The sequence below is a fragment of the Frankia sp. KB5 genome (genome assembly GCF_002099325.1).
Classification (GTDB): Bacteria; Actinomycetota; Actinomycetes; order Frankiales; family Frankiaceae; genus Frankia; species Frankia casuarinae.
This window is the reverse complement of record NZ_MRUJ01000086.1, coordinates 1-24332: the sequence shown is the minus strand read 5'-3', so window position 1 is coordinate 24332 and position 24332 is coordinate 1. Positions and strand designations below refer to the sequence as shown.

Annotated in this window: 21 protein-coding genes and 1 pseudogene; 7 read left to right on the top strand and 15 right to left on the bottom strand. The window is 69.0% G+C overall.

Translation table 11 applies throughout. The features are described 5' to 3' along the window. Positions 1 to 28 precede the first annotated feature (28 nt). Complete coding sequence (locus tag KBI5_RS10105) at positions 29 to 2698, bottom strand: AMP-binding protein (RefSeq protein ID WP_023840906.1); 2670 nt, start codon at positions 2696 to 2698, stop codon at positions 29 to 31. A gap of 355 nt (positions 2699 to 3053) precedes the next feature. Between KBI5_RS10105 and KBI5_RS25200 the strand changes: the two genes are divergently transcribed. From KBI5_RS25200 to KBI5_RS10090, 3 genes are all read left to right on the top strand, one after another. Next, positions 3054 to 3281, top strand: coding sequence for a hypothetical protein (locus KBI5_RS25200; protein ID WP_241882792.1), 228 nt, complete (start codon positions 3054 to 3056; stop codon positions 3279 to 3281). A 73-nt stretch (positions 3282 to 3354) separates the two neighbouring features. Then, complete coding sequence (locus tag KBI5_RS10095) at positions 3355 to 4029, top strand: DUF308 domain-containing protein (protein WP_235186898.1); 675 nt, start codon at positions 3355 to 3357, stop codon at positions 4027 to 4029. A 184-nt stretch (positions 4030 to 4213) separates the two neighbouring features. Further along, a complete protein-coding gene (locus tag KBI5_RS10090; protein WP_241882791.1) occupies positions 4214 to 6136 on the top strand; it encodes an ABC transporter ATP-binding protein in 1923 nt (640 codons plus the stop codon). 54 nt (positions 6137 to 6190) lie between these two features. On the opposite strand, the gene KBI5_RS10085 is transcribed toward KBI5_RS10090, so the two are convergent. From KBI5_RS10085 to KBI5_RS10075, 3 genes are all read right to left on the bottom strand, one after another. Continuing rightward, positions 6191 to 7684, bottom strand: a complete 1494-nt coding sequence (locus KBI5_RS10085; protein WP_085015094.1) for a hypothetical protein — start codon at positions 7682 to 7684, stop codon at positions 6191 to 6193. 148 nt (positions 7685 to 7832) lie between these two features. After that, on the bottom strand, positions 7833 to 8093 hold the full coding sequence (locus KBI5_RS10080; protein WP_011436036.1) for a hypothetical protein: 261 nt from the start codon (positions 8091 to 8093) through the stop codon (positions 7833 to 7835). A gap of 304 nt (positions 8094 to 8397) precedes the next feature. After that, positions 8398 to 8646, bottom strand: a complete 249-nt coding sequence (locus tag KBI5_RS10075) for a hypothetical protein (RefSeq protein WP_011436037.1) — start codon at positions 8644 to 8646, stop codon at positions 8398 to 8400. Between the two features lie 558 nt (positions 8647 to 9204). Here KBI5_RS10075 and KBI5_RS10070 point away from each other — a divergent pair. The 3 genes from KBI5_RS10070 to KBI5_RS10060 all read left to right on the top strand — a co-directional run bounded on the left by KBI5_RS10070 (position 9205) and on the right by KBI5_RS10060 (position 12795). Further along, a complete protein-coding gene (locus KBI5_RS10070) occupies positions 9205 to 10404 on the top strand; it encodes a cytochrome P450 (protein ID WP_085015093.1) in 1200 nt (399 codons plus the stop codon). 43 nt (positions 10405 to 10447) lie between these two features. Continuing rightward, a complete protein-coding gene (locus tag KBI5_RS10065; RefSeq protein ID WP_023840904.1) occupies positions 10448 to 10642 on the top strand; it encodes a (4Fe-4S)-binding protein in 195 nt (64 codons plus the stop codon). Between the two features lie 506 nt (positions 10643 to 11148). Continuing rightward, the gene (locus KBI5_RS10060; RefSeq protein WP_011436040.1) at positions 11149 to 12795 is read left to right on the top strand and encodes a fibronectin type III domain-containing protein; all 1647 of its coding nucleotides are present in this window, start codon (positions 11149 to 11151) and stop codon (positions 12793 to 12795) included. A gap of 90 nt (positions 12796 to 12885) precedes the next feature. Here the strand turns inward: KBI5_RS10060 and KBI5_RS10055 are convergent, their stop codons facing one another. The 11 genes and pseudogenes from KBI5_RS10055 to KBI5_RS25195 form a co-directional block, all read right to left on the bottom strand. Continuing rightward, on the bottom strand, positions 12886 to 14622 hold the full coding sequence (locus KBI5_RS10055) for a fatty acyl-AMP ligase (RefSeq protein ID WP_011436041.1): 1737 nt from the start codon (positions 14620 to 14622) through the stop codon (positions 12886 to 12888). A gap of 53 nt (positions 14623 to 14675) precedes the next feature. Beyond that, positions 14676 to 15461, bottom strand: a complete 786-nt coding sequence (locus KBI5_RS10050; protein WP_085015091.1) for an alpha/beta fold hydrolase — start codon at positions 15459 to 15461, stop codon at positions 14676 to 14678. Then, a complete protein-coding gene (locus KBI5_RS10045) occupies positions 15458 to 16753 on the bottom strand; it encodes a cytochrome P450 (protein WP_049760874.1) in 1296 nt (431 codons plus the stop codon). Before KBI5_RS10045 ends, KBI5_RS10050 begins: the two co-directional genes overlap by 4 nt. 11 nt (positions 16754 to 16764) lie before the next feature. Further along, on the bottom strand, positions 16765 to 17667 hold the full coding sequence (locus KBI5_RS10040) for a class I SAM-dependent methyltransferase (RefSeq protein WP_011436044.1): 903 nt from the start codon (positions 17665 to 17667) through the stop codon (positions 16765 to 16767). Between the two features lie 5 nt (positions 17668 to 17672). Continuing rightward, on the bottom strand, positions 17673 to 17930 hold the full coding sequence (locus KBI5_RS10035; RefSeq protein WP_011436045.1) for an acyl carrier protein: 258 nt from the start codon (positions 17928 to 17930) through the stop codon (positions 17673 to 17675). Between the two features lie 12 nt (positions 17931 to 17942). Then, positions 17943 to 18959 carry a fatty acid desaturase gene (locus KBI5_RS10030; protein WP_011436046.1) on the bottom strand — a complete coding sequence of 339 codons (1017 nt, stop codon included), beginning with the start codon at positions 18957 to 18959 and terminating at the stop codon, positions 17943 to 17945. A gap of 267 nt (positions 18960 to 19226) precedes the next feature. Then, entirely contained in the window at positions 19227 to 20477 is a 1251-nt protein-coding gene (locus KBI5_RS10025; protein WP_085015090.1) for a cytochrome P450, read from the bottom strand. A 181-nt stretch (positions 20478 to 20658) separates the two neighbouring features. Further along, on the bottom strand, positions 20659 to 21855 hold the full coding sequence (chrA, locus tag KBI5_RS10020; RefSeq protein ID WP_085015097.1) for a chromate efflux transporter: 1197 nt from the start codon (positions 21853 to 21855) through the stop codon (positions 20659 to 20661). A 195-nt stretch (positions 21856 to 22050) separates the two neighbouring features. Continuing rightward, positions 22051 to 22719: a DUF305 domain-containing protein gene (locus KBI5_RS10015; RefSeq protein WP_085015089.1), complete on the bottom strand. Its 669-nt coding sequence runs from the start codon at positions 22717 to 22719 to the stop codon at positions 22051 to 22053. Between the two features lie 91 nt (positions 22720 to 22810). After that, a complete protein-coding gene (locus KBI5_RS10010) occupies positions 22811 to 23311 on the bottom strand; it encodes a hypothetical protein (protein WP_011436050.1) in 501 nt (166 codons plus the stop codon). A gap of 82 nt (positions 23312 to 23393) precedes the next feature. Continuing rightward, a pseudogene (locus KBI5_RS25195) lies at positions 23394 to 23597 on the bottom strand (NlpC/P60 family protein); the annotation flags it as partial. Positions 23598 to 24031: 434 nt separating this feature from the next. Here KBI5_RS25195 and KBI5_RS28700 point away from each other — a divergent pair. Further along, positions 24032 to 24172 (top strand): SAM-dependent methyltransferase, encoded by a 141-nt coding sequence (locus tag KBI5_RS28700; RefSeq protein WP_341350257.1) that lies wholly within the window; start codon positions 24032 to 24034, stop codon positions 24170 to 24172. Positions 24173 to 24332: the final 160 nt, after the last annotated feature.

Genomic DNA, 24332 nt, shown 5'->3' with positions numbered 1-24332 from the left:
CCTAATCGGTGTAGAAGTTAACTCATGCTTACCTTAGCGCCGTAGAATGTGACGAGTGGCACAAGTCGGGAGCGCTGGCGGGCGAACCGCGGAGCGGACGCCTGGCGCCGAGTGGGATCGGCACGCCCGCCGTGAGCCGGCTGAGAAGGCCCATGGCATGGAACGAGACCTTCCACGCGGCGACGCCGACGGTGAGCGAGGCCAGCAGCGCCAGGACCGGATGGTCGTCCTGCAGAAGGGGGAACACCTGCCAGTGGGTCAGGTAGATGTAGAGCGAGCTGCCGGCCAGCGGGCCCGCCAGCCGGCGCAGCGGGCGTGGGCAGCGGACGCTCGTGGTCCAGGCCAGCAGGAGCACGCCGCCGAGCACCACGTGCTCCCGGCGTGCGTCAGCGAAGAACCCGGGGATGGTGAGCGCCGCCGCCGCGGTGAGGGCCAGCCGCTGCCGTACCGTGGTCGCGGCGGCGGTGGCCCATCCCAGCGCGAACAGCCAGAGCACCGCCACCGACGTCTGGGTGTGGCGTGGTCCCGGCGGTAGGGCCACGACGTCGAAGCGGGTGAGCAGACCGGCGGCGAGGACACCGGCGGCGACGGCCCACGGGCGGCGCCGCTGCCAGCGGTCGAACGCCGGCACGCCGAGCAGGGCCGCGAGGACCAGCAGGATCTGGACCAGGGCTTCGACGAACCAGAACTCCCAGGGTGGGCCCGCGCGGTCCGGCCCGAACACGCTGTTGAGCAGCACGATGTTGGCGGGTTCGTGTTCGTCCATGACGAGCACGAGTACGGTGATGAAGACGATGCTCGGCATCGCGAGGTACGCGATGCTGCGGAGCAGCCCGCGGACCCGGTCGCGCCGCGGCGCCGCGGTCAGGTGGAAACGGGCGAAGTTGTAGCCGGCGACGGCGATGAGGAGATGGGCGCCCCCGAGGATGCCGCCGACGGCGTCGAAGGTGTTGGCGTGCGTCCCGACGATCAGCACGATCGCAACCGCCCGGAGCAGCACGCTGGTCTCGATCGAGCTGCCAGAGCCGCCAGCCCGGCGCTTCGGTCGCGTGGCCGGCTTCAGGTCCCGCACGGCCATGGTGTGCCAGCCGGCGGGCAGGTGTCCGAGGGCGTCCTCCAGCCGCAGTGACAGTTCCACGTAGGACAGCGAGTCGCCGCCCAGGCTCACGAAGGTGCTGTCGTCGGTGACATCGTCGCGGTGGAGCAGCTCGGCGAACAGCCGGCGTACGTCGGCTGTTCCGTCCGACGGTCCGTCCCGTCCGGTGGGCGCGGTCGTGCGCGCCGGTCGCGCGTCGCGGGCGATCTCCTGCAGCGCGACCAGATCCGGTTTGCCGGTGGCCAGGCGGGGCAGGGCGGCCAGGCGGTGGACGCGGACGGCGTTCTCCGGCAGCCGGCAGGCCCGCGCGACCAGCCGGCGGACCGAAGGCGTGTCCCGGTCACCCTCGATCATCACGTCAACGGCGTCGTCGCCGGTCACGCAGCAGGCGCTGAGCCCCTGGCCGGCGAGGGTGTCTTCCACGTGTTGCAGGTCGATCCGGATCCCGAAGACCTTGGCGAATCTGGTCTGCCGTCCCACGATCTCGTACAGGCCGTCATCGGTGCGGCGCGCGACGTCCCCGGTGCGCAGCTCGTCGAGCGTCGGACCGAGCGCGAGGTCCGAGGCCGTCCGCGCGTAACCCATCATGACGTTGGGCCCGGAATAGACGAGCTGCCCCAGATCCCCGGTGCTGTCGGTGCTCCCGGTGCGRTCGGCCAGCGGCTCGAGCCGGAACGACCCGCCCGGGACCGGGACTCCGATGGTGTGGGGGTGGGTCGGCGCGAGGTGCGGCGGCAGGCAGGACATCCGCGCCGTGGCCTCGGTCTGGCCGTACATCACGACGAAGTCCCAGCCGTTGCGTCGTCCGAGCTCGGCGTAGCGGGCCACCCGGTCCGGCGCCAGTCGACCGCCGGCCTGCGTGATGTAGCGCAGATGCGGCAGCGACATCGCGTCGAAACCGATCCTGTCGAGCAGGTCGAACGTGTAGGGGACGCCAGCCAGCGAGGTTCCCTGCCCGTCCCGGAAGAGGTTCCAGAAGCAGGCGTCCACGACGGACAGGGACGTCAGGATCAGACCGGCCCCGCACAGGAGGTGACTGTGCACGACCGACAGCCCGTAGCAGTAGTACAGGGGCAGGGTCGTCGCGGCGCGGTCGCCGGGGCGAAGGCCGAGGCACTCGACGATCGACTCGGCATTGGCCTGCAGGTTCGTGTACGACAGCCGGACCAGTTTCGGTGAGCCCGTCGAGCCCGACGTGCTCAGCAGCAGCGCGAGGTCCGGATGAAGGTCGTGCTTCGAGCCCTCCCGCCGCTGCTCGACGCGGGTCCGCGTGCCGGCCGGGCGGATCACCACGTCGGGGTCATAGGACGTGATCAGGGCGTCGGTCGACGCGGCGTTGTCACCCGGCACCAGCAGGACCGCGTGCCCGGCGGACAGCGCCGCCAGGTACAGGACGAGGACGTCGATCGTGTTGACCGCCGCGAGGAGCACCAGCCGCCGCCCGGCGCCGAGCCGACCGGCGGCGGCGTCGACGCGTGCCGCCAGTTCGCGGTAGGACAGCCGGCCCTCAGCCGTGACAACGGCCGTGCGGTCACCGTGCCGTTCAAGGTGGCGGGCGAGGAACACAGTCGAGCTTGCGAGGGACGGGCCTGCCTTGGTCACCCAGCCAATGTACAAGTAAGGAAAGCCTACCCTAAGTCATACCTCTCACTGCGCCTACGTCATCGACCTGTGACGTTCGGTGCCGCAGCCGCCCATGGATGATCTTGCTGTGTGGCGGTGGCAGTGGCGGCGGCAGCGGTGGTGATGGTGGCCCCCCGCCCCAGGGCGGCACCCACCTGCTGGGAGGAGTTGAGTAACGCCGCGGGCGATATGGCGTCGTCGTCGGTTCGGAATGATGTCCAGCGGATAAGCGTGGTTCGCCGGGTGGCGGGCATCAGCTTGTTGACCTGTGATGTCGAGCGCCAGCTGACGGCAAGGTCCTTGTATCGGTGACCGACGAGGGGAGAATAGGATCGTGAGCGACATAACTGCCTCAGATCGTCGTACACATGAAAGATCCACAAATGTGCCCTGGTTTGGTTTTCTCGCCGTTGGAGCAGCTTTTGCCCTGTTCGCGCTGGCCATTCCGCAGTTCGATCTGACCACGGTATGGTCGATCGCCGTGCTTCTCGGGATCGTCCTGCTCCTCTTGTTGACCTGTGATGTCGAGCGCCAGCTGACGGCAAGGTCCTTGTATCGGTGACCGACGAGGGGAGAATAGGATCGTGAGCGACATAACTGCCTCAGATCGTCGTACACATGAAAGATCCACAAATGTGCCCTGGTTTGGTTTTCTCGCCGTTGGAGCAGCTTTTGCCCTGTTCGCGCTGGCCATTCCGCAGTTCGATCTGACCACGGTATGGTCGATCGCCGTGCTTCTCGGGATCGTCCTGCTCCTCGGTGCGGTGAGTGAGTTGCTGGCGGCGGCGGCGACGGCCCGGGACTGGCGCTGGTCCCATGCGCTGCTCGCGGTGCTGTTCGTGGCCGGCGGGGTGGTGGCGCTGGTCTGGCCGGATCCCACGGTCAAGGCAGTGGGCCGGATCGCGGCCTGGTTCTTTTTGATCAAGGGTCTCTACGACGTCGTCAACTCGTTCGTCGCCCGACGGACTGAGCAGCAGGCCGCGGCCGGGCAGTACGCCACCGCGGCGGAGGGCCGCCCCACCCCGGCCCAGTGGTGGATGCCGCTGATCGTCGGTGCGTTGGAGATCGGGGCGGCGTTCTGGGTGGTGGGTTCCCAGCGGGTCTCGTTGCCGCTGCTGGCCCTGTGGGTGGGCCTCACGGCCCTGGCGATCGGGCTGACCAAGATTGCCATGGGGTTCCGGCTGCGGGGCGTTTCCCGACCGCCCGCCTCGCTGGAGGGCCTGGCGATTCCCGGCTTCGGCGCCGGCGCGGTGGAAGGCAGGCGGCTGGAGGAGGGGCGCGTCCAACGACCCGTGTCCGGGAACCGTTGACGATCCCGGGTGGTCCCCGGATCCCGGCCCCGGTTTCTTCCCGGCCCATCGGCTTCCGCCACCGCGGTCGGTCTGACCCTGACGCCCCACCGCCCCGACTCGCGTCAGGGCGGTGGGGCGTCAGGGTTGTGCCCCGCGGGAGGCCCCTCGCCGCCTCGGCGCGCGTCGGCATAGCCTCGGCGGCGTGATCCGTGAGTCGCTGCCCGTCCCGTCGTGGGTGATCCGCTTGCATGCGCGTGCGCTCGCGCGGTTGACCGGCGCGCCCGAGGCGCGGCGCAGCGTCCGGTTCTTCGCCGACCAGGGCCGGGTCGTCGCGGTCCTCGTCGGGCTGTCCGTTCTCGGTTCGGCCGCCGTCGCCGTCGGGCCGTTCGTCCTGCGCCATCTCATCGACACGTCGTTGCCCACCGGCCAGGTGCGTGACCTCGTCGTCCCCGTTCTGCTGCTGTGCGCGGTGCTGGTGTTCGAGTCGAGYGTGCTTTCGGTGCGCATGGCGCTCATCGCTCGGCTCGGCGGCGTTGTCTCCGTGCGGATCCGTCAGACGGTGAACRCTCACCTGCAGCGCCTGCCCTTCGCCTTCTTTCCCCGCAGCCAGCAGGGGGAGGTGATGACGGTGATGTCCACCGACGTCCTGAACGCCCAGAACGCGATTTCCGCCACCGTGCAGGCGGTGGTCTGCCGGATCGCGGACATCGTCGTCGGCTCGATCGTCGTCTTCGTGCTGGACTGGCGTCTGAGCCTGGCGGTGATGGTCTTCGCGCCGGCCACGCTGCTGATCGTCCGCTCGGGCCGGCGGCGGCTCGCCGCGCTGTCCATCCGCCAGCGGGAGCTCGACGGTCTGCTCATGGTCCAGGTCGCCGACACCTCGTCGGTCTCCGGGGCGCTGCACGTGCGGCTGTTCGACCGGGTCGACTACGAGCAGACCCGCTTCGACGCGGCGGGCGCCGAGCTGCTCGCCGCCGCCGAGGATCAGGCCCGGCTGATGTCGCGGGTCCGGTTCCTGGTCAACCTCGGGATTATCGCGACGATGACGGCGGTGCTGGCGCTGGGGGCCTGGCTGGTCTCCAGCGGTCGCATCACGCTCGGGACGGTCGCAGCCCTGGGCGGCGCGTTGCTGGTGGCCTTCGGACCACTRTCGTCCGCTGTCAACCTGCGTGCGGAGCTCGCGGGTGCGGGCGCGTCCTTCCGGCGGATCTTCTCCCTGCTTGACGTCCCGCAGGACGAGGTACGCCTGAGGTTCGAAGGGGCCCGGGCCCCCGCGCTGACCGTCCCCCGCGCACCGCGGTCCGGGACGGAACCGGTGCCGGCCGCCGCTCGCTGGGGAGTCGATGCCGGCCGGGGACTCGATCTGACGTTCGACGACGTATGGTTCTCTTACGATCTTGCCACGGCCGAGGACCGGCCGGACGGCGACTGGCCGGACGACGACCCGACGTGGAACCTGCGCGGGGTGACCCTGAAAGTCGCCGCGGGGACGACGACGGCGATCGTCGGGGCCAGCGGGGCCGGCAAGACGACCATCACCTATCTGGCCAGCGGCATGCACCGGCCGCGGCGCGGCGGCATCCGTCTCGGCGGGGTTCCCCTCGACGACATCCCGCCGGATAGTCTGCACACGATGATCGGCGTCGTCCCTCAGGACCCGCATCTGTTCCATGACACGATCGCGGCGAACCTCCGTTACGGCCGGTTGGACGCAACCGACGACGAGCTGCGTGCCGCCCTGGCGGCCGCCAGCCTCTCCGCCCTGCTCGACCGGCTGCCCGAGGGCCTGGCGACCCGGGTCGGCGCCCGGGGCTACCGGTTGTCCGGTGGTGAGCGGCAGCGGTTGGCCATCGCCCGGGTCCTGCTGCAGTCACCACGGGTGCTGGTGCTGGACGAGGCGACCTCGGCGCTGGACACCGTCTCCGAGGCCGCCGTGCGCACCGCCCTGGACCGGCTCGCGGTGGGGCGGACGTGCCTGGTGATCGCGCACCGGCTGTCCACGGTGATTGACGCCGACCGCATCTACGTGATGGACCACGGCCAGATCGTCGAGGACGGCACGCACAGCGAGCTGCTCGCCGACGGCGGCGCCTACGCCCGCCTCTACCGGCCCACCGTCGTCTGATCGGGTGGGGGCTGTCGGTGGTGGTGCCGTCGCGAGCTGGCCGGCGGGAGGCCGTTACCCGCGTCGGCAGCCTTCCCGGTGCGCCCGGACCGCCCGTAGCACGCCCCGGGCGAGCAGGAACAGCACGAACAGCATCCCGCCGGCCGGCAGCGCGACCAGCAGCGCGGAGACGACCTCCGCGAATGCGGTGACCAGCTTCCCGTCACGGGTCGCCCGGCCCGCCAGCCCGAGATAGTCCCACATGGCCCGGGTCGTCCGGGTAAGCACGAACGGAACCGAGACCATGAGCACGACCAGGTTCACCAGGATCAGCGGCGCCGCGAGCAGCGCCCAGGCGGTCACCACGATCCGGGCCGGCCGGGTCAGCCCGTCCGGTCGGCTTCGGATGTCCGGCGGGGTCAGCCCGTCCGGTCGGCTCCGTCCTGCTGATCGGGCAGGYCGCCCGCGCGGGACGCGGTTGCGCCGCCGTGRCAGCGTCGCGCGTAGCGCCGGCCCCATCCGGTTGAACAGGTCCGGTACCCCGGCCAGGTCGCTGACGATGTAGTAGCCGTCGAGCCGGACGAAGGGCGCAAGCTGGCGTATGGCATCCAGGTGGACAAGGACGACGGCGGTCACCAGCACACCGGCGTGGGTGAGCGCGAGAGCCCCGGCGAGCAGCAGAACGAACAGTCCGTTGAAATAGATGCCGCCGAGGTCGGTGCGCAGCCGGCCGAGCCGGCTCAGCCGGTAGGAGTCGGTGACGTCGGTGAAGAAGGCCGGCCACACCAGGTACATGCCGAAACCGATGACTCCCGGGCGGGCACCGCCGTAGTGGCAGGCCGCGGCGTGCCCGCATTCGTGGAACAGTGCGCCGGCGAGGGCCAGGCCGACCACCACCAGGATCAGCGCCGGGGTCGCGAGCACCTCCGCCGCGCTGTCTCGGACGCTGTGCCGGCCGAACGTCCACACGTCGGTGACCACCAGCAGGGCCAGCAGCAGGGCCACGGCCGCTGGCCGGAACAGCATCGCGAACACCCGGCTGACCCGGTGCACGGCCGGCGCGGGTAGCAGGGTGTGCCGGGCTGCGAGTGTGAACAGCGCCTTCGCCCGTGGTGCCGGGGTGACGCCGTTCTCGCTGGCGATCAGGCCGAGTGGCATGAGCCGATCCGCTACGAGGTACGCGACGTCGGCGCCACTCATCCGGCGGGCGCAGACCACCGTGACCCGGTCGGCAATCGCGGCGACGTCGCGGGCGCCGTCCGCCGCTTCGAGGATGTGCGCGAGCAGTTCGGTGAGTGCGACGACCTGACCGTCGGCGCGGCGGGCCAGGAAGACGGGTCGGGCCAGGCCCGACCCGGTGAACTCGCCGAGTAGCGCCAGGCCGTCGGCCCGGCTCGGTCTGGCGGGTACCTCGGTCGGCCCGGGAACGCCCGTCGGATCGGTGACGCCGGTGACGCCGGTGATATCGGTGACGCCGGTGATATCGGTGAGGTCGGGCGTCCGGTCCGGTTTGGAAGGCACCGGCGGCATCGTTGTCGGCCGGGTGGACGACCGGGTGGACTCGGTCATCTGCGTCCCATCCTCATTGTCATGAACTGGCGGGAAGCCGGCCGCCGGTCCGTCGACCGGCGGCCGGCCGGGTGACCACCCCGGAGGAATCCGGCGGTGTATCTGTCGGTCGTAGCGGTAAAGCGGTAAAGCGGTAAAGCGGTCGGTGTTATTTCTGTATGATGATGTTGATGCTCGGTACCAGTGTGATGAGAATGGGCAGGAATCCACCGGCGACCTGCGGCTCCGCATGAGCGTCGATCTGTGCCATTTTCGACCAGGGGGAGCCGACCGGAAAGAAGGTTGGGTCAAACTCCTTCCGACCGATCTCGACCGCGGCGAGAGTCGTCCGTTCGGGTAGTAGTTCCGCCCATTCCAAGAACAGTTCTCCATTCAGCTCGCCGGCGCAGTTGCCCGTGATATCGTTCATCCTTGTTTCCCACCGATCTGAGTTGCCTCGGATATTCGGGCGGTGGGAACGCTAGCCACCGCTCAACCTGGTGGCCAGCACCTGCACAAGGTGTGTCACGGTCGTGCCAGCGTCGGTCGAAACTTCGGCTGGCCTTCTCGGATCGGCCTGACCGAGGCGAGGGCATGCCTTCCGGCCGGCCGAAGGATAGTCGGCCGGCCGGTGGCCGCGGGTGCACGGTGCCCTTGGCGACCTCGGGAGAACGTGGTCGGGTGCGGTTACCCGGCCGGGGAGACCGGCGKGAGGAGCAGAATCGTTCCGGAGTTCACCACTGCTCGATGCGGTTCCAGCTGTTGGCGATGGTCTTGACGAACGCTCCGTCGCTGTAGGCGGTCTGCGGCTCCGGATGATTATCGATTTGGGCATTGTTGCTGCCCGGCGAGCCGACCGGGTAGAAGGTGGGGTCGAACTCGGTGCGGTTTATCTCGATCGCCGCCAGGGTCATGCGCTCGGGCAGCAGCTCCGCGTGTTCTTGCGCCAGCTCGACGACGTCTGTCTCCCTGCGGTCCCTCATCTTCTGGCTCCCCTGTGTGTCGCTCGGTACCCGTCATGACGCAGGATGTGGGCACCGGCCGGTGGCGAGGAATCGGCCGGCGCGGGGCGGGGTCAGAACTCACCGGAGGGCGCGGATTCCGCGGCATCCGGTGGTACTACCGAACTGTAGGAGCCGCGGTTACCCTCCGCAACACGGATCTTGTCCTCGGTCGATCTGACCGGTCCAGGCCCACTCGGCGGGTGGTCGGATCATCATCCGCGCCCGGGCKCGAGCCTGGCGTGGGGAAGGCCGATTCTCTACGGATGATTCACCATGGCATTTTTCCCGATGGCGATAGATGGGAAATCAAAAATGGTAGACAATATTGAACTATGGTGAATTTTGTCAAAAAATATAAAATAATACTGACGTGTCGAACAATGCCGATCCACTTGTTGATGGATGTTCTCTTCCTCGGGGCTATCTTCGGCGGTGGATATCCGGATGCGGTCCGTTCAAACGACAGCAATTTTTCGCGTGGATGGTAGCGTCGTCGGTGTCCGAGGTCCCGCGTGAACGACGAAGGGTGGACAGGCGATGGCCGCGGCACCGATAGTTCCGCTGCATATACGGCGAGCGCAGTTCGATCCGATCGAGGAACTCGTCCGGATCCGGGACACCGACGGCGTCTGCCGCGTTGTCACCGTGTTCGGGATACCCGCGTATCTGGTCAGCCGGTACGAGGACGTCCGCGAGATACTCGCGGATCCGGGCAGGTTCAGCAACGTCAATCAGTGGGTCGTAGGTCCTGGCGGTCCCGTCCTGAGTGATGAGGAAATCGCCGAACTGCGGGCGGGGCAGATGCTCGCGTTCGATCCGCCAGATCACACCCGGCTGCGCCGGATGCTCACCCCGGAGTTCACCGTGCGCCGGATGCGCGGGTTGGAGCCGCGGATCCGGGACATCGTCGACGCGGCGCTCGACGAGGTGGAACGGGCCGGCCGGCCTGCCGATCTGGTCGCGACCTTCGCGCTTCCGGTGCCGTCGCTGGTGATCTGCGAGTTGCTGGGGGTGCCGTATTCCGACCGCGCGGAGTTCCAGCAGCGCACCCGCCGGCAGATCGACGCCTCGTTGCCGATCGAGCAGCGGCTGGCCCTGCAGCGCGAGGCCCGTGCGTACATGGCCGGGCTGGTCACGCGGGCGCAGGCGGCCCCGGGCGAGGACCTGCTGGGCATGCTGGTGCGCGAGCACGGCGACGAACTGAGCACCGCCGAGCTGGTCGGCATCGCCTCGCTGCTGCTGGTCGCCGGGCACGAGACGACGTCGAACATGCTTGCTCTCGGCACCCTGGCGCTGCTGCGCCATCCCGACCAGCTCGCCATGGTCCGCGACGATCCGGCCCAGGTCGAGCCCGCCGTCGAGGAAYTGCTGCGGTGGCTGTCCATCGTGCCCTCCGGTGTGCCCCGCACGACGACGACCGAGGTGGAGATCGCCGGTCACCGCATCCCGGCGGGCGAACAACTGCTCCTGGCGCTACCCGCGGCCAACCGAGACCCGGCTCTCGTCGGGGATCCGGACCGGCTCGACATCACCCGTGGCGCTCCCGGCCACGTCGCTTTCGGCCACGGCGTGCACCACTGCCTGGGAGCGCCGCTGGCCCGGATGGAGATGCGCATCGCGTTCCCCGCGCTGCTGCGACGCTTCCCCGATCTCGCGCTGGCCGTGCCCTACGAACAGGTCGCGTTCCGTACCCATCATGTCGTACACGKGCTGCACGCACTCCCGGTCACCTGGTGAGACCCGGTCCCTGGTGGAAGAGGGCGGAACAGGAGGGTGTCGCATGAAGATTGTCGCTGATCGCGCCGTCTGTGTCGGCGCTGGGATGTGCGTGATGACCGCGCCGGAGGTCTTCGATCAGGGTGACGACGGCCTCGTCGTCACCCTGATCGAAGAGGTCGCCGCCGGTCGGCTGGACGCTGTGCGCCGATCGGTCGCGCTGTGTCCGTCGAAGGCGCTGCGCGTGCTGGACGACTGACGAACGGGTCGGCCGCCCGGCGGGCGTCACGCGGTGCAGTTGCTGGTGAAGCCATCCGTGGGCGGCGTGGATCCCGGGGGCGTGGACATGGCACCTCCGATGCGTCGCGACCGGGGTCATCGGGCGCACGTCCGGATGGCGGGCGAGATCCGGTCTCCGCTGATCATAATAGGTTGATGAGCTGACGGATCGCGGCGCATCAAGACCCTGATGCGTGGTTCCGTGCCGCTCCGGGGTGCCGTGTTCCGGACCGCCGTGTTCCGGACCGCCGTGTTCCAGGGGTACCGTGCTTCCGGTTTTGGGGGCTTTCCCGACCGAGAATTTCCGTAGGCCCGCTCGGCCGAAGGTGGTCCATGAGCCAACGGGCGCGTCCGCACGTCCACCGAGACGGCGGCGTATATCTTGGGGTCGCGTCATATCAGTCCCGCGTCCGGAGTAACGTCTCCTTAGCGGTGCCACGCTGATATGCYGGCTGAACCCGACAAAACCCTCGGAGGAGACAGACTGTGTCGGATTCGCAAGGTCTTGTGTTCGCGTCAGCGGAGTGGCTGCCCAACGGAACCGAACATTGGGCCAACTTCAAGGTGACCATCTCCAACTACTCCACCGAGGACGTGGTGGATCCGGAGATATCCTGTACGTTCGCCGCGCCCCGGCTCATCCGGAATGTTTACGGACTGGTGTTCAACCCAGTTGATCGRCCGACTGACGTCGTCACTGGCCGCCTGGTGTCCGAACGGAAGATCATCCAGGCGAGGGGATCGCAGGAGTTCACCCTCGCGATGCAGAACGGTGGTACGGGCGCCGGCTCGGATCCCGCCCTGCTGCCGAACGGCTTCACGGTCAACGGGGAGAACGCCAACCCACCCGAGGACACCGATCCGCCCACGGTGCCGGAGAAGCTGCGCATCACCGGCTGGGCGCCGCACAGCCTGCACCTGACCTGGGATCCGTCCACGGACAACATCGCGGTGGCGGGCTACGAGGTGTTCTACCGGACTCCGGGTGGAGAACCCCGTGTCCTGGCGACCACCGCCGCCGAGGCCACGGTGTCGGGGCTGAACTCGTTGACGGAGTACATTCTGCGGGTCCGCGCGTTCGACGTCAGCGGCAACCGGTCGGAGCTGTCCGAGGAGGTAGCCGCGTCGACTACCGCCCCCCTCCCGGACCCCGGTACCTGGGATGCGCCGCGAGCGCCCTTCGTCGACTACACCGCATGGCCGAACCCGAAGCTCGCCGAATACGGCTCCCTGTCCGGAATCGACAGTTTCTTCGTCGGCTTCCTGGTGGCGCAGCCGGGCGGCGACAAGAAGGTGTACTGGGGCGGCTATCCGAGCTACGGGGAGGCCGCGACAGGCGATTTTGGCAAGGAGGACTTCGCCGCGTTCACCGCGCAGGGCGGGAAGGTCATCCTCTCCTTCGGGGGTGCTTCCAACGTCCCCCTGGAGGATGTGGAGACCGACGTTTCCAAGATTGTGGCGACGTATCGGGCGATCCTCGCGAACTACGGGGTCAGCCATGTCGACTTCGACTTCGAGGGAGCGTTCATCCAGAACCGGGCGGGGTTGGAGCGGCACGTCGCCGCCATCTCCCAGGTGCTCCCGGCCTACCCCGGCCTGAAGATCTCCTACACGCTTCCCGTCGACGGCGCTCCCGGCAGCCTGGTGGGTTTCAACCCCGACGGGGTGCGTCTGCTGCATCTGCTCGCCGACGCGGGCGTCCAGCCATCGCTGATCAACGGCATGCTGATGGAGTTCGGCCAGACGGCCCCCTCGGACGCCTATGAGTGCTGCGTGATCGCGCTTAACGGCATGTTCACGCACATCGCCGGGGCCTGGCGCGACTGGGACGAGCAGAAGGTCTGGCGGCGGATCGGCGCCTGCCCGATGTTCGGCCGCCACATCAACGGCCGGATCTTCACGCTGGACCACATGCGCCGGCTCGTGGAGTTCGCCCGTACCCACAACATCGGCGCCGTCTCCGGTTGGGACGCCACCCGGGACTACAACCAGGGCCGCCTGCCCGAATGCGCCGACTTCAACGGGAACGACCTGGCGAAGTGCACCTACGTCGAGCAGAACCCGTTCGACTTCTGCAAGATCATCGCCACCTACCGACCCGAGTCCGTTCCCGCCGCCGCGCTGCGGCGGTAGGTCCGCGCCCGCGGCCCGGCGGCGCACGTAGCCGCCGGGCCGCGGTCCGGCTTTCCTGGCGGCATTCCGCCAGGCGGACCGGCGGATCCGTCAGGCGACGGAGGACATCCCCGGTTCCCAGATCTCGAACCCGGCCGCCAGGTAGCGGTTCCTGGCCGCGGCTCGCATGATCTTGCCGCTGCTGGTCTTCTGTAGCCGGCCCGGCAGGGCCAGCACGAGGTCGTTCACCGAGAGGTCGTGTTCCCGCGTCACCGCCGCCCGGATCGACGCAGCGACGTCCCTCGCGTCGGCGGTGAGGCGCTGCTCGTCCCTGATCTCCTGCACGACGACCAGCTTCTCGCTGTCGGCACCGGGAACCGAGAACGCGGCGCACCCGCCGGGGCGCAACGCGGGGTGGGCCGACTGGACGGTGAGCTCGATGTCGTGGGGATAGTAGTTCCGGCCCCGAATGATCACCAGGTCCTTCAGCCTGCCCACGACGTAGACCTCGCCGTCGACCAGCAGGCCGAGATCGCCGGTGCGCAGGTAAGCCCGGCCGGTCTCGCCGTCGAACTCGGCGTGGAACACCTCGGCCGTCGCCTCCGGGCGGCGCCAGTATCCCTGCGCCACCTGGTCGCCGGAGACCCAGATCTCGCCCACCTCGTCCGCGGGGCACGGGCGTCCCGTTTCGGGGTCCACTATCCGGAGCTCCTCCTCCGGGAGGACGAGCCCGGATCCGACGAGACTCCGGCCGCGTCCGCCCGATGCCGGCACATAGCGCCGGTGACCGAGCGCCTCGACGTCCGCCTCGAGGGCGCGGGGACCGCGGCCCTTCCGGCTGCCGGTCACGAGCAGGGTCGCCTCGGCCAGGCCGTAGCACGGGTAGAACGCCTTCTCGTCGAACCCGTGGGGCGCGAAGATCGCCGAGAACCGGCGCAGGGTCTCGTGACGGATGGGCTCGGCCCCGTTGAACGCGACCTTCCAACAGCTGAGGTCGAGGTCCGGCACATCCCCCCGGGCGGCCCGTGCGACGCAGACATCGAAGGCGAAGTTGGGCCCGCCGCTGGTGTGGGCCCGGTACCGGGAGATGGCCGACAGCCAGCGCAGGGGCCACCGGATGAACGTCATCGGCGCCATGAGGATGCTGGTCGCCCCGAGGTAGAGCGGCTGCAGGATGTTGCCGATCAGCCCCTGGTCATGGAAGAACGGTGCCCAGCCGACGAACGTCGAGTCCTGATCGTGGTCGAACGCGCGCCGGATCATCTCCTGGTTCGCGGCGAGGTTCCGGTGGGAGACCATGACCCCCTTCGGATCGGACGTGGAACCGGAGGTGTACTGAAGGAAGGCGACGGAATCCGGCGGACAGGGCCGGGGGCGGAAGCTCGTGCCCGCCTGGTCCGTCTCGTTCGTCTCGTCCGCCACCTGGTCGACCGGCAGCCAGGGGAGGGGGCCACGGATCGATTCCACGACGGGCCTGATGTGCTCGACCATCGCGCCGACGGTGAGCACGGCCGAAGGCTCGCAGTCCTTGATGATGCTCCGGGTCGCGTCCTGGATCAGGTTCCTGCGCGGGGGGTTGACGGGGACCGCGATCACCTGCGCGTAGAGGCAGCCGAAGTAGGCGACGATGAAATCCAGACCCGGCGGGAAGAGCAGCAGCGCCCGGTCGCCGGGCCGGCAGCGCCGGATCAGCTCCCCGGCCACGGCGAGCGCCCGCGCGTGCAGGTCGCCGTACGTCAGTACCGCCTTTTCCGCCTCGTGTTCATCCACGAACACGTAGGCCCGCCTGGCCGGCTGGCGGGCGGCGCGGTTCTGTAGGACTTCCGGCAGCAATGTCGCGTGCGGCACCCTTGTTCCTTCCCTCGACTTTCCCTCCCGCCCCGGGAGCGGCTCGACGGAGCTCATTCCAACGCCGCGGCGATGCGCGCCGCGATGGCCACCCGGTGGCGTTGATGGAAGAAGTGATCGCCCGGGAAGGTGTGGACCGCGAAGGCCGCGTCCGTCTCGTCCCGCCAGGCTTCGATCTCGGCCAGGTCGACAACCGGGTCCGCGGTTCCGTAGAAGGCCGTGATCGGGCAGCGCAGCCTGGGTTCGGAGCGGTACGCGTACTCCTCGCTGAGCGTCAGATCGACTCTGGTGAGCCGTAGCGTGTAGCGCAGGAAGGCCGCACTCCGATGTGAGCCCCCCGTGTCACCCATCGTCTTCAGCGCGGCAACGAGCGCGTCGTCCGGCAGGTGATGGATCGGTGCCCTGCTGGCGGGCCGGTGTGGCGCCCGGCGGCCGGAGACGAACAGATGCACCGGTGGGATACCCGCCGCACTCAGCGCGCGGGCCAGCTCGAAGGCGACCAGTGCTCCCATGCTGTGGCCATACAACGCCACGGGCGGGTCGATCAGCCGGGTCACCTGTGGTAGCAACGCGTCGACGRCATCGTGCACCAGGCGCAGCGCGGGCTCGGCCACCACGTCCTCACGACCGGGCAGCTGGACCCGCACCGCCGCGACGGTCGACGGGAACAGCCCAAGCCATCTGGCGAAGGAACTGGCTCCGGCACCGGCGTGCGGGAGGCAGATGAGCCGCACGGCGGCATCCGTCGGTTCGTACCGCAGCCACGTCCGGCCCGTCAGCCCGGTGCCCGTCAGCCCGGTGCCCGATACCCCGGTGCCCGATACCCCGGTGCCCGTCACCCGACACCCCGCACCGAGACCGGAAGCTGCTTCAGCCCGCGGACGATGAAGCTGTGATCCTGCCAGTCGGGTTGCGTGACCAGGAGTTCCAGGCGTTCGGCTCGCCGGTACAACCGATCAAGGGCGACCTGGGCCTGCAACTGCGCCAGAATCCCGCCCAGGCACCCGTGCATCCCGTGGCCGAAGGCGAGATGCCCTCGTGCGTCGCGGGTGATGTCGAACTCGTCCGGCCGGCTGAACACCGCGGGGTCGCGGTTCGCGGCGCCGAGGCACAGCAGAACCTGATCGCCTGCCCGGATCCGGCTTCCGTCGATCTCGACCTCGCGCGTCGCGACGCGCTTGGTCAGCTGCAGGGGACTGTCGTAGCGCAGAGCCTCGTCGACGGCGCCGCCCAGCAGCTCCGGCCGACGGCGCAGGCGCGCGTCCTGATCCGGGTGCTGGAGCAACGCGAGGAGACCGTTGCCGATGAGGGATTTCGTGGTCTCGTTGCCGGCCACGAAGCACATGATGCAGACGAAGACGACTTCCTCATCGCTGAGCCGGTCGCCCCCGGCCGTCCGCGCGGCGAGCAGCCGGCTGATCAGATCGTCACCCGGCCGGGACCGGCGTTCGGTGACCACGTCGTCCAGGGCCTGCGCGAATGTCTCGACGACGTCGGATACCCGGGTGAAGTCCTCGGTCTTCATCAGCCCCGGCTCGAGCAGGAAGCGGATGTCATGCGTCCAAGGCCCGACGCGCTCGCGCAGGCTGTCCGGAAGGGCCATCCAGTCGCACATGACCGTGAGCGGTAGGGGCCCCGCGAGATCGGCGACGACGTCCATGCCGCCGTCGTCCCAGGCTCGCCGCACCAGCCGCTCCGCGACCTCGTGGACGCGGGGGCGCAGCTCGGCGACCGCCTGCGCCGTGAATACCCGGTTCACCAGGCCACGCAGCCGGGCGTGGTCGGGGTTGTCGGTGAAGACGAGCGACTTGGTCGCCAGCCGCCCGATCCGCGCCACGTCGTCCCGCGACAGCCGCGACGCCTGCCGGCTGACCAGCTGGGGGATGAGCCCGGCGCTGAACGTCCGGTCGTGCAGGACACCGCGCACGTCGGCGTGCCGCGTGAGCACCCACATGCCCAGCGTCCGGTGGACGGGCTGCGCGCCTCGAAGCCGCGCATAGAGCGGGTACGGACTGCGCCGGAACTCGGCGCCGAAGGGGTTGAAGCGGATCGGTGCCCGGGTGGCTTCGGCGGTCGCGGTGTCGGCGGTCGCGGTGTCGGCGGTCGCGGTGCTGGGTGTCGGGGACGTCATCCCGCCCGTGCTCATCCCGCCCGCACCCCGCGGCCCTCGAAGTATCCGCTCCCGAAGGGCTGAAGGACGAGCCTGAGCAGGCAGATCTTTCCCATCCGGAACCCCAGGGCGGACAGCTTCAGGTAACGCTCGTACCGGGCGACCACCTCCGGTCCGACGACACCCACGGCCTCCTCGCGGTGTCGGCGCAGTCGGCGGGCCCACTCCTCGCATGTCCAGGCGTAGTCGAGCCGACCGTTGTGCACCGACTGGATCTCGAAGACACCCTCCGCCGCGGCGGTGATCTCCGTGAGCGTCGGCAGATCCGCCGCCGGAAATATCTCCTGCTGAATGAAGGCGCTCGCGTTCTCGCGGGACATGTTCGCGTAGGCGATCGTCTGCAGCGACAACACGCCGTCCCGCTTCAGCCAGCCGTGGCAGCGGGTGAAGAACTCCCGGTACAGGCGGATCTTCTCGGCGGACGAGTCGTCGGGTCCGGCGAAGTGCTCGAAGGCACCGATGGAGATGATCCCGTCGAACCGGGTGCCGGGTTCGTAGTGCGCCCAGTTCTCCGTGCGCACCTCGACACCGGGATAGCCGCGGGACCGGACGAAGGCCGCCTGCTCCGCACTGAGGGTGAGACCGACGGAGCGTCGCACCCCGTGCGTTTCCGCCAGTCGCCCCAGGATCGAGCCCCACCCGCAGCCGATGTCCAGAACGCTTTCGGCGCGGTCGGCGCGAATCGCGTCCAGGTGGAACCGCAGCTTCCTTTCCTGGGCTGTTTCCAGGGTGTCGTCCGCGCCTTCCCGCAGCGCGCAGGAGTAGGTCAGCGAGCGGTCCAGCCAGAGCCGGTAGAAATCATTTCCGACGTCGTAGTGGTGGCGGATGGCCGCCGCCGCTCCGACCGTCCGATCGTGTCCGACCGAGGTGGCCATGACGACTATGCCACGTGCCGCGGGAGCTGCGTGTGCAGGTACGTGGCGACCGCGTTGAGGTTCGGGTTCTCGAACAACGCCTCGGGCGGTAGGTCGACGCCGTAGCGTTCCTCAACCTCGATCAGCAGGGAGACGGCGAGGGCGGAATCGATTCCCAGTCGATCGAAGTCCGCGTCCGGATCGACCTCCTCCGCGGGTATCTCGAGGAGACCCGCGACATACTCCTGGCACCAGGTGACAATCTCTTCCCTGCTTGGCTCCACCGTGCTCGCTCCTTATACCGCGGTACTCGGAGCGGATCTTCTGGCGGCGATGCGCTTCGCCGCCATCCGCTCTTCGGACGGAAGTTTGACATCCCAGGCGAGGCCACTGACCGCGAGCAGCCTGATGAGCCAGTAACCCGGATCGAGGCGGTACCACCGCAGCCCGAAGGAGGGCGAATCGGGGAACGCGTGGTGATTGTTGTGCCACGATTCGCCCAGGCTCAGCAGGGCGAAGATCCCGCCGTTCCTGCTGTTCTCCCGGGACTCGTAGGGGCGGGTGCCGAACATGTGCAGGAAGGAGTTGATCCCCCAGATGACGTGTTCGAGGACGAACATCCGTACGAGACCACCCCAGAGGAAGCCGCTCACCGCCCCGGTCCAGCTTTGGTAGACGAGGCCACCGACGAGCGCCGGGAGCAGAAGCCCGAGCGTCACCCAGTAGTAGTAGAGGCGGGCCACCCGGACCAGCGCGCGGTTCTTGATCAGATCCGGCGCGTAGTGGACGACGTTGGGATATTCGTGGCGGCGCATCCACAGGAAGTGCGAGTGGGCCAGGCCGCGGAGCCGGCCCTTCAGACCGTTGCCGGCGAGATTCGGCGAGTGCGGGTCTCCGTCGCGATCGCTGCACTCGTGGTGCCGCCGGTGCAGAGCGACCCAGGACACCACGCCGCCCTGGCCGGCCATCGAGCCGAGTACCGCGAGCGCGGCCGCCGCGGCCGGCGCCGCCTTGAACGCGCGGTGCGTGAAGAGCCGGTGATAGCCGACGGTGATGCCCAGACCGGTCAGGAGCCACATCGAGAAGAGTAGGGCGAGTTCGGTGGCCCCGATCGGATGTACCGCGAGAAACGCGATGGCGGCGGCGGTGCCGGCAATCGGGAGGACGTCGAACAGCAGGAAGTGCCGGCGCTGCAGGCGATGCAGGTAGGAATTGCTGATCGTCTTCCGGCGGGGAGTGGATCCATCGGCTCCGTACCCGTTTTCAGAGTACCCGGTTTCAGGAATGTGCGTTGCAGGCTGGAAGCCAGCCATTCTCGACCGCCTCCTCCGGAGGGCTGCGGATGGGTCGTCGGCCCGAACTTTTCCGATCGTAACAGCCGTCGTGGCCGGTTCCGGAACATGCGCCGGAGTAATCGATCGTGAGATTGTGTTTCGTTATCGTCCGCTGCTGAGCCGCACCCGCCGGCTCTCCGGCCCACGGATAGTGCGGGTGCCGCGGTAGTGCGGATGCCGCGGTAGTGCGGGTGCCGCGGTAGTGCGGGGTGTCGCCCAGCACCGTCATAGGGCGACACCGCATGGTCAGGGCGACAGCCGGATGGGGAGTGTCTCCAGGTCACGCACGGCCAGATGCGGGCGATAGGAGGGAGGGTCGCTGGCCGGCGTGAGGCTACCGGCCCGGCGCACGAGTGCCTGCAGGGCGATCTCCGCCTCCAGTCGGGCGAGCGGCGCGCCGAGACAGTAGTGGATCCCCAACCCGAAGCCGAGATGACGGGGGGCGGGTGTCGGCCCGGCGTACCGGCGGATGTCGAACCGGTCCGGCTCCGCGAAGGTCCGCGGATCCCGCCCGGCGGCGGCCAGCATGATGACGCCGACCTCGCCCGCGGCGAAGGAGTGCCCGGCGACCTCGGTGCCACGCAGCGCGAGACGCCCGACGAACTGGACGGGCGGGTCGTGGCGCAGCGTCTCGTCAACGAGTGCGGGCGCCAGGTCGGGGTCGGCCCGCAGCGCGGTGAGCTGGTCGGTGTCACGCAGCAGGGCGAGCACCGCGTTGCCGATCAGGTTGATCGTGGTCTCGTACCCGGCGACCAGCAGCAGAGCGCACAGCTCCAGCAGTTCGGCCTCGGTCAGGCTGTCACCCTGCTCCCGCACCGCCACGAGAAGACCGAGCAGGTCGTCGGTCGGCCGAGCCCGTCTGGCCGCGATCAGATCCGTGAAGTAGGCGTCGAACTCGACGGTGGCCTTCCCTCGCAGGGCCAGCTCGTCGGGTGTGAGCAGATAGTCCGGATCGAGGCCGCGGGTGAGGGCGGTTCCCCAGGCCCGGAACGTCTCCTCGTCCCGCACGGGCACACCCAGCAGATCGCAGATGATTCTCAGGGGAAGGGGACGGGCGAACGCGTCGATCAGATCCACCTCGCCAGCCGCGAGCGCGGCGTCGAGCAGCGACTCGACCAGGACGGTGATCTGTGGCCGCAGCCCGGAGATGACCCGGGGAGTGAACGCCTTGCTGACCAGCCCGCGCAGCCGGGTGTGATCGGGCGGGTTCACGCCGAGGAGCGACCGCAGCCCGCCGTCGAAGCTGTTGGCGGAACGCCAGGCGTTGGTTCCCCCCTCACCCCGGCCCCAGGCGGCGTCCTGCAGAACGTGCATGCAGTCCTGGTAGCGGGTGAGCAGCGTGACCTGCTGGGCGCCCAGCGGCAGACGGTAGAACGGATCCGCCTCCCGTAGGGCGTGGTAGCTGGGGTAGGGATCATGGCGTCGGGCCGGATCGAACGCGCCGAAGGCCGGCGGCGTGCCGACCGCGGCCGCACCGGACGGGGAATCGGCATCCATTGTCAGCTCCTCGCTTCCGGTGGTCGGTGACCCCGCAGCCGCGCCGCCGCCGCTGCGTGCGACCGTGAAGGACGTTTGCAGGGCGAACCGGACTCCCGATGAAGGGAACGCGAACGGACGACGAGAAGAACGGGAAGGACGGGAAGGACGAGGAGACCGAGAAGGCCGACCGGCCTCTCCCTCATTGAGGGAGAGGCCCGCCGGCGGCGGTGACGACCACCCCGACCGCGGCGGCGATGAGCAGGGTGAGAACGACGCCGCGGCGCAGGGGCAGCAGGAGGATCATGGCGCCGCCGAGGGTGGCATACTGCCAGGGCCGGTCGAGCGCGCCGGCTAGCGGGATGGCGGAGCCGAGGATGGCGCCGRCCGCGGCGGGGGCGGCGCCATCGAGGAAGGCGCGGATTCGCGGTTCGGCCCGCAGCCGGGCGAAGTGGGGACCGCCGAGCAGGATGAACGCGAACGACGGACCGAAGGCGACGGCTGCGGCCAGTAGCCCGCCGCCAATCCCGGCTGCCGCGTACCCGACGGCGGCGACGGTCTGCACGACGGGGCCGGGGGTGATCTGTCCGAGCGCGACCGCGTTGAGGAACTGGTCGGCGGTCATCCAGTGATAGTGGTCGACCGCGTCGGTCTGCATCAGCGGGATGATGACGAAGCCGCCGCCGTAGGACAGGGCACCAACCTTGAAGGCAACCCAGATCAGCGCGAGCAGCCCGCCGGTGCCGGTTGCCGCGGCGGCGAGCAGGGGCATGGGTGGCGCGGCAGCGCCCGGCTGGCGGCCGGGCCGATGGTGGCGGCGGGCGGCCAGCTCGAACGCGCCGCAGCCGAGCAGGACGAGCACCAGCCACGGGCCGACAGCGGCGGCAGCCGTCGCCCCGGCGGCCAGGTAGCACGGCCAGCGCAGGCGGCTGACCGTGCGGGCCCGCCGCCAGCTTGCCGGCAGCAACGCGACGCCGGTCTGGACGGCGACGGCCGCGACCGCGGAACCCGCCCCGGCGCCGGCGGCGCGCACCCACCGCGGCGGCGAGCCGGCGAGGAAGATCGCCGCCAGCGCGAGAATCAGGATCAGACCTGGCACGATGAACGCGATCCCGCCAACGAGCGCACCCGGCCGGCCCCGGAGCCGCCAAGCGCAGTAGATCGCCAGCTGGGTGGACGCCGGTCCGGGCAACAGGTTACAGACCGCTACGGCGTCTTCGAATTCGGTGGCGGTCAGCCACCGCCGTCGCTCCACGCAGAGCTGGCGCAGCAGCGCGATGTGCGTCGGCGGGCCGCCGAAGCCGAGGCAGCCGATCCGGCCCCATTCCCGTAACACGGCGAGCAGGCTCGGGTGAGCGGGGGTGGCCGCGGACGGCGCATCGAGCTCCACGGTTGACATCCTCTCCTCCCCCGAGGGAGGGGATTCCCGGGCCTCGCGGCACCCGGCCGGGTGGTCAGGGTCGGCGCCGATCCACGAACCCTCCCTCCCCTGAAGCACTCGACTGAAGCACTCGACCGGCTGGCCGCGAGATGGTGGCCGCGAGGGTGTGTCGCGGCCACCATCTCTGCAAGCCAGGCAGCTCGGTCAGATCTTTCAGATTTTAGCGAGGAGGTTCCGCATACTCGTGATCTCGGCGTTCTGGGTGTTCTGAATATTCTCGGCGAGCTGCTGCGCCGGGGTATAGCGTCCGTCGCGGATTTCCGTCTTCGCCATGGTGACGGCTCCCTGGTGATGTGCGATCATCATGGTGAGGAACATCTTGTCGAAGGCGGGTCCGGTCGCGTTCCCCAGCGCGGTCATGTCCGCGCTGGACATCATTCCTTCCATGGTGTCGCCCGGCATCATGGTTTCTGATCCGTGGCCGTTCATGCCGTGGCCGTTCATGCCGGGGCCGCCCATGCCGGGGCCGCCCATGCCGGGGCCCGATCCGCCGCCGCCGGCGGGGGGAGCGGTGGGCTGCTTCCAGGCCRTGAGCCAGCCGACCATCGTGGTGATCTCCGGAGTCTGCGCGGCGCGGATCTGCGGCGCGAGGGTCTTCACCTCCGGGTTCTGGGCGTGGGTGCCGGCCAGGTCGGCCATCTCGATGGCCTGCCGGTGATGGGGGATCATGTTCTGGGCGAAGATGACGTCGGCGGCGTTGTAGTCGGTGCTGCCGGTGGCACTGGTGGCACTGGTGGCACCGGTGCTGCTTCCCCCGCTGCCGCACGCGGTAAGAACGGCTGCGGCCAGAAGCGCCGGGATGAGCAGGATGAGTCGTCTCATGCTGGTTCCTCGTCTGCCAGGTGTCGGTAGATCCTTGTGCGGGTTCGCCGTGCGGAAGTCCGTGGGGACGCGCAGGCGAAAGCCGACCGGTCTACAGGCGGAGCACGCAGAGGCAGACGAGTGAGGGTGCGTGGGACGGTGGCGGTCCGCCGGGGGGCGATCGTCCAGGCCGGGATGACGCCACACGTAGCCGGCTCCGGGCGGTGAAGGTCGAGCGGACGGCGCGGGTGAGCAGCAAGGCGATGAACAGGACGCCGGCCAGGCGAAGGAACGCCAGGCACAGCTGACCGGCATGCCCGTCGTGGCCTGCGTCTGTGGCCGGCATCGTGACCCTGGTCCGCGGGTCGAGACCGGCCAGGTGGACGGGCGCGGAGCGCGGATTCATCCCACCGTCGGGCATCGTCGCGTCGGGCATCGTCATTGATTCGCTCCGGGCCGCGGGGAGCCCGTGCGTGCCGGAGTCGGTATGGCCGGCGTGCGCGGACAGGCCGCCGTGCATGAGCAGAATGCCGAGGAGCACGGGCACGAGAAGCGGGAGCAGATGCAGCCTGCCCGGGGTGCTCTTTTCTCTTCCTCGGCGCCGGACCCTCACCGTTGCATGATGCTCCACGCGCAGGCGCTCGGTAAAACCCGCGCCCGGGCCGGCTCGTCTCTCGCACGGTCGAAAGAGCGGCTTACCGGACCCTGCCGACGTAGTAGCTGCTGCTGTAGATGGGCTGTAGGTTGACATTTCGTCGAGTTTGTGGCGCGGCCCACATATAGCCGTTGCCTGCGTAGATGCCCAGGTGGGTGATGTTGCCGGGAGTCCCGAAGAAGATGAGGTCGCCGGGCTTCTTCCCGGACCTGGGGATGCGCACCGTGGCCTGGAACTGCTGCTGGCCGGCCCCTGGTCCGCACCCGAGTTGCACATGCCGCACGGCTCGGACGCCGTACACCGACCACCGCACCGCCGGACCCTTGTTGACGATGTCGACCCGATCCAGCCCCAGAGAAACTGCGACAGCACGGCTCGCCGTGGTCTCCTCCCCGGCGTCGTCGAGCCAGCAAGGAGCTATGATCATGGTGTTGCGCGGCAGGGACCTTCGGATCCAGCAGGCTTGAGAGGAGACGCGATGATTCAGGATCGCGGTCCTTCCCTTCGTCCCCGATGCCGACGACCCGTACGGCATCGGGGACGGCTCGTCGACGCCCTGCTGTCCGGCAGCTACCTCGCCCTCACCCATKCCACTGTCGACTTCGACCCGACCCTGCTGGCGGCGACCGAGACCTATCGRCAACGCGGCATCCCACGCAGCCACGCAGCCGCGCCGAGGTGGAACGTTTCCTGGCTGGCCTGGAACTCGTCGAGCCGGGCGTGCAGGTCGTGCATCGCTGGCGGCCGGACGACACCACGCCGAAAGACGTCACCGACGCCCAGGTCAACAACTACGGCGCCGTAGGCCGCAAACCGTAACGTCCCTCCGATCGGCCCCGATGCTGGCGGTACCCACCTCCAGAGAAGCTGTGTCTCCCCAGATCACCTCTAGCGGGAGTTTCCTAGATAGTTCGATCTTGGTTGGAGTTTTCGCAGCTCATGACCAAAGTTGATCTTCCGGATGTGTATTACCTAAGTC

Excerpts from the sequence above, each read along its gene's own strand:
- KBI5_RS10080 (WP_011436036.1), bottom strand. The coding sequence starts at position 8,093 with ATGAACGATATCACGGGCAACTGCGCCGGCGAGCTGAATGGAGAACTG.
- KBI5_RS10075 (WP_011436037.1), bottom strand. The coding sequence starts at position 8,646 with ATGAGGGACCGCAGGGAGACAGACGTCGTCGAGCTGGCGCAAGAACAC.
- KBI5_RS10065 (WP_023840904.1), top strand. The coding sequence starts at position 10,448 with ATGAAGATTGTCGCTGATCGCGCCGTCTGTGTCGGCGCTGGGATGTGC.
- KBI5_RS10045 (WP_049760874.1), bottom strand. The coding sequence starts at position 16,753 with ATGACGTCCCCGACACCCAGCACCGCGACCGCCGACACCGCGACCGCC.
- KBI5_RS10040 (WP_011436044.1), bottom strand. The coding sequence starts at position 17,667 with ATGGCCACCTCGGTCGGACACGATCGGACGGTCGGAGCGGCGGCGGCC.
- KBI5_RS10030 (WP_011436046.1), bottom strand. The coding sequence starts at position 18,959 with ATGGCTGGCTTCCAGCCTGCAACGCACATTCCTGAAACCGGGTACTCT.
- KBI5_RS10025 (WP_085015090.1), bottom strand. The coding sequence starts at position 20,477 with ATGGATGCCGATTCCCCGTCCGGTGCGGCCGCGGTCGGCACGCCGCCG.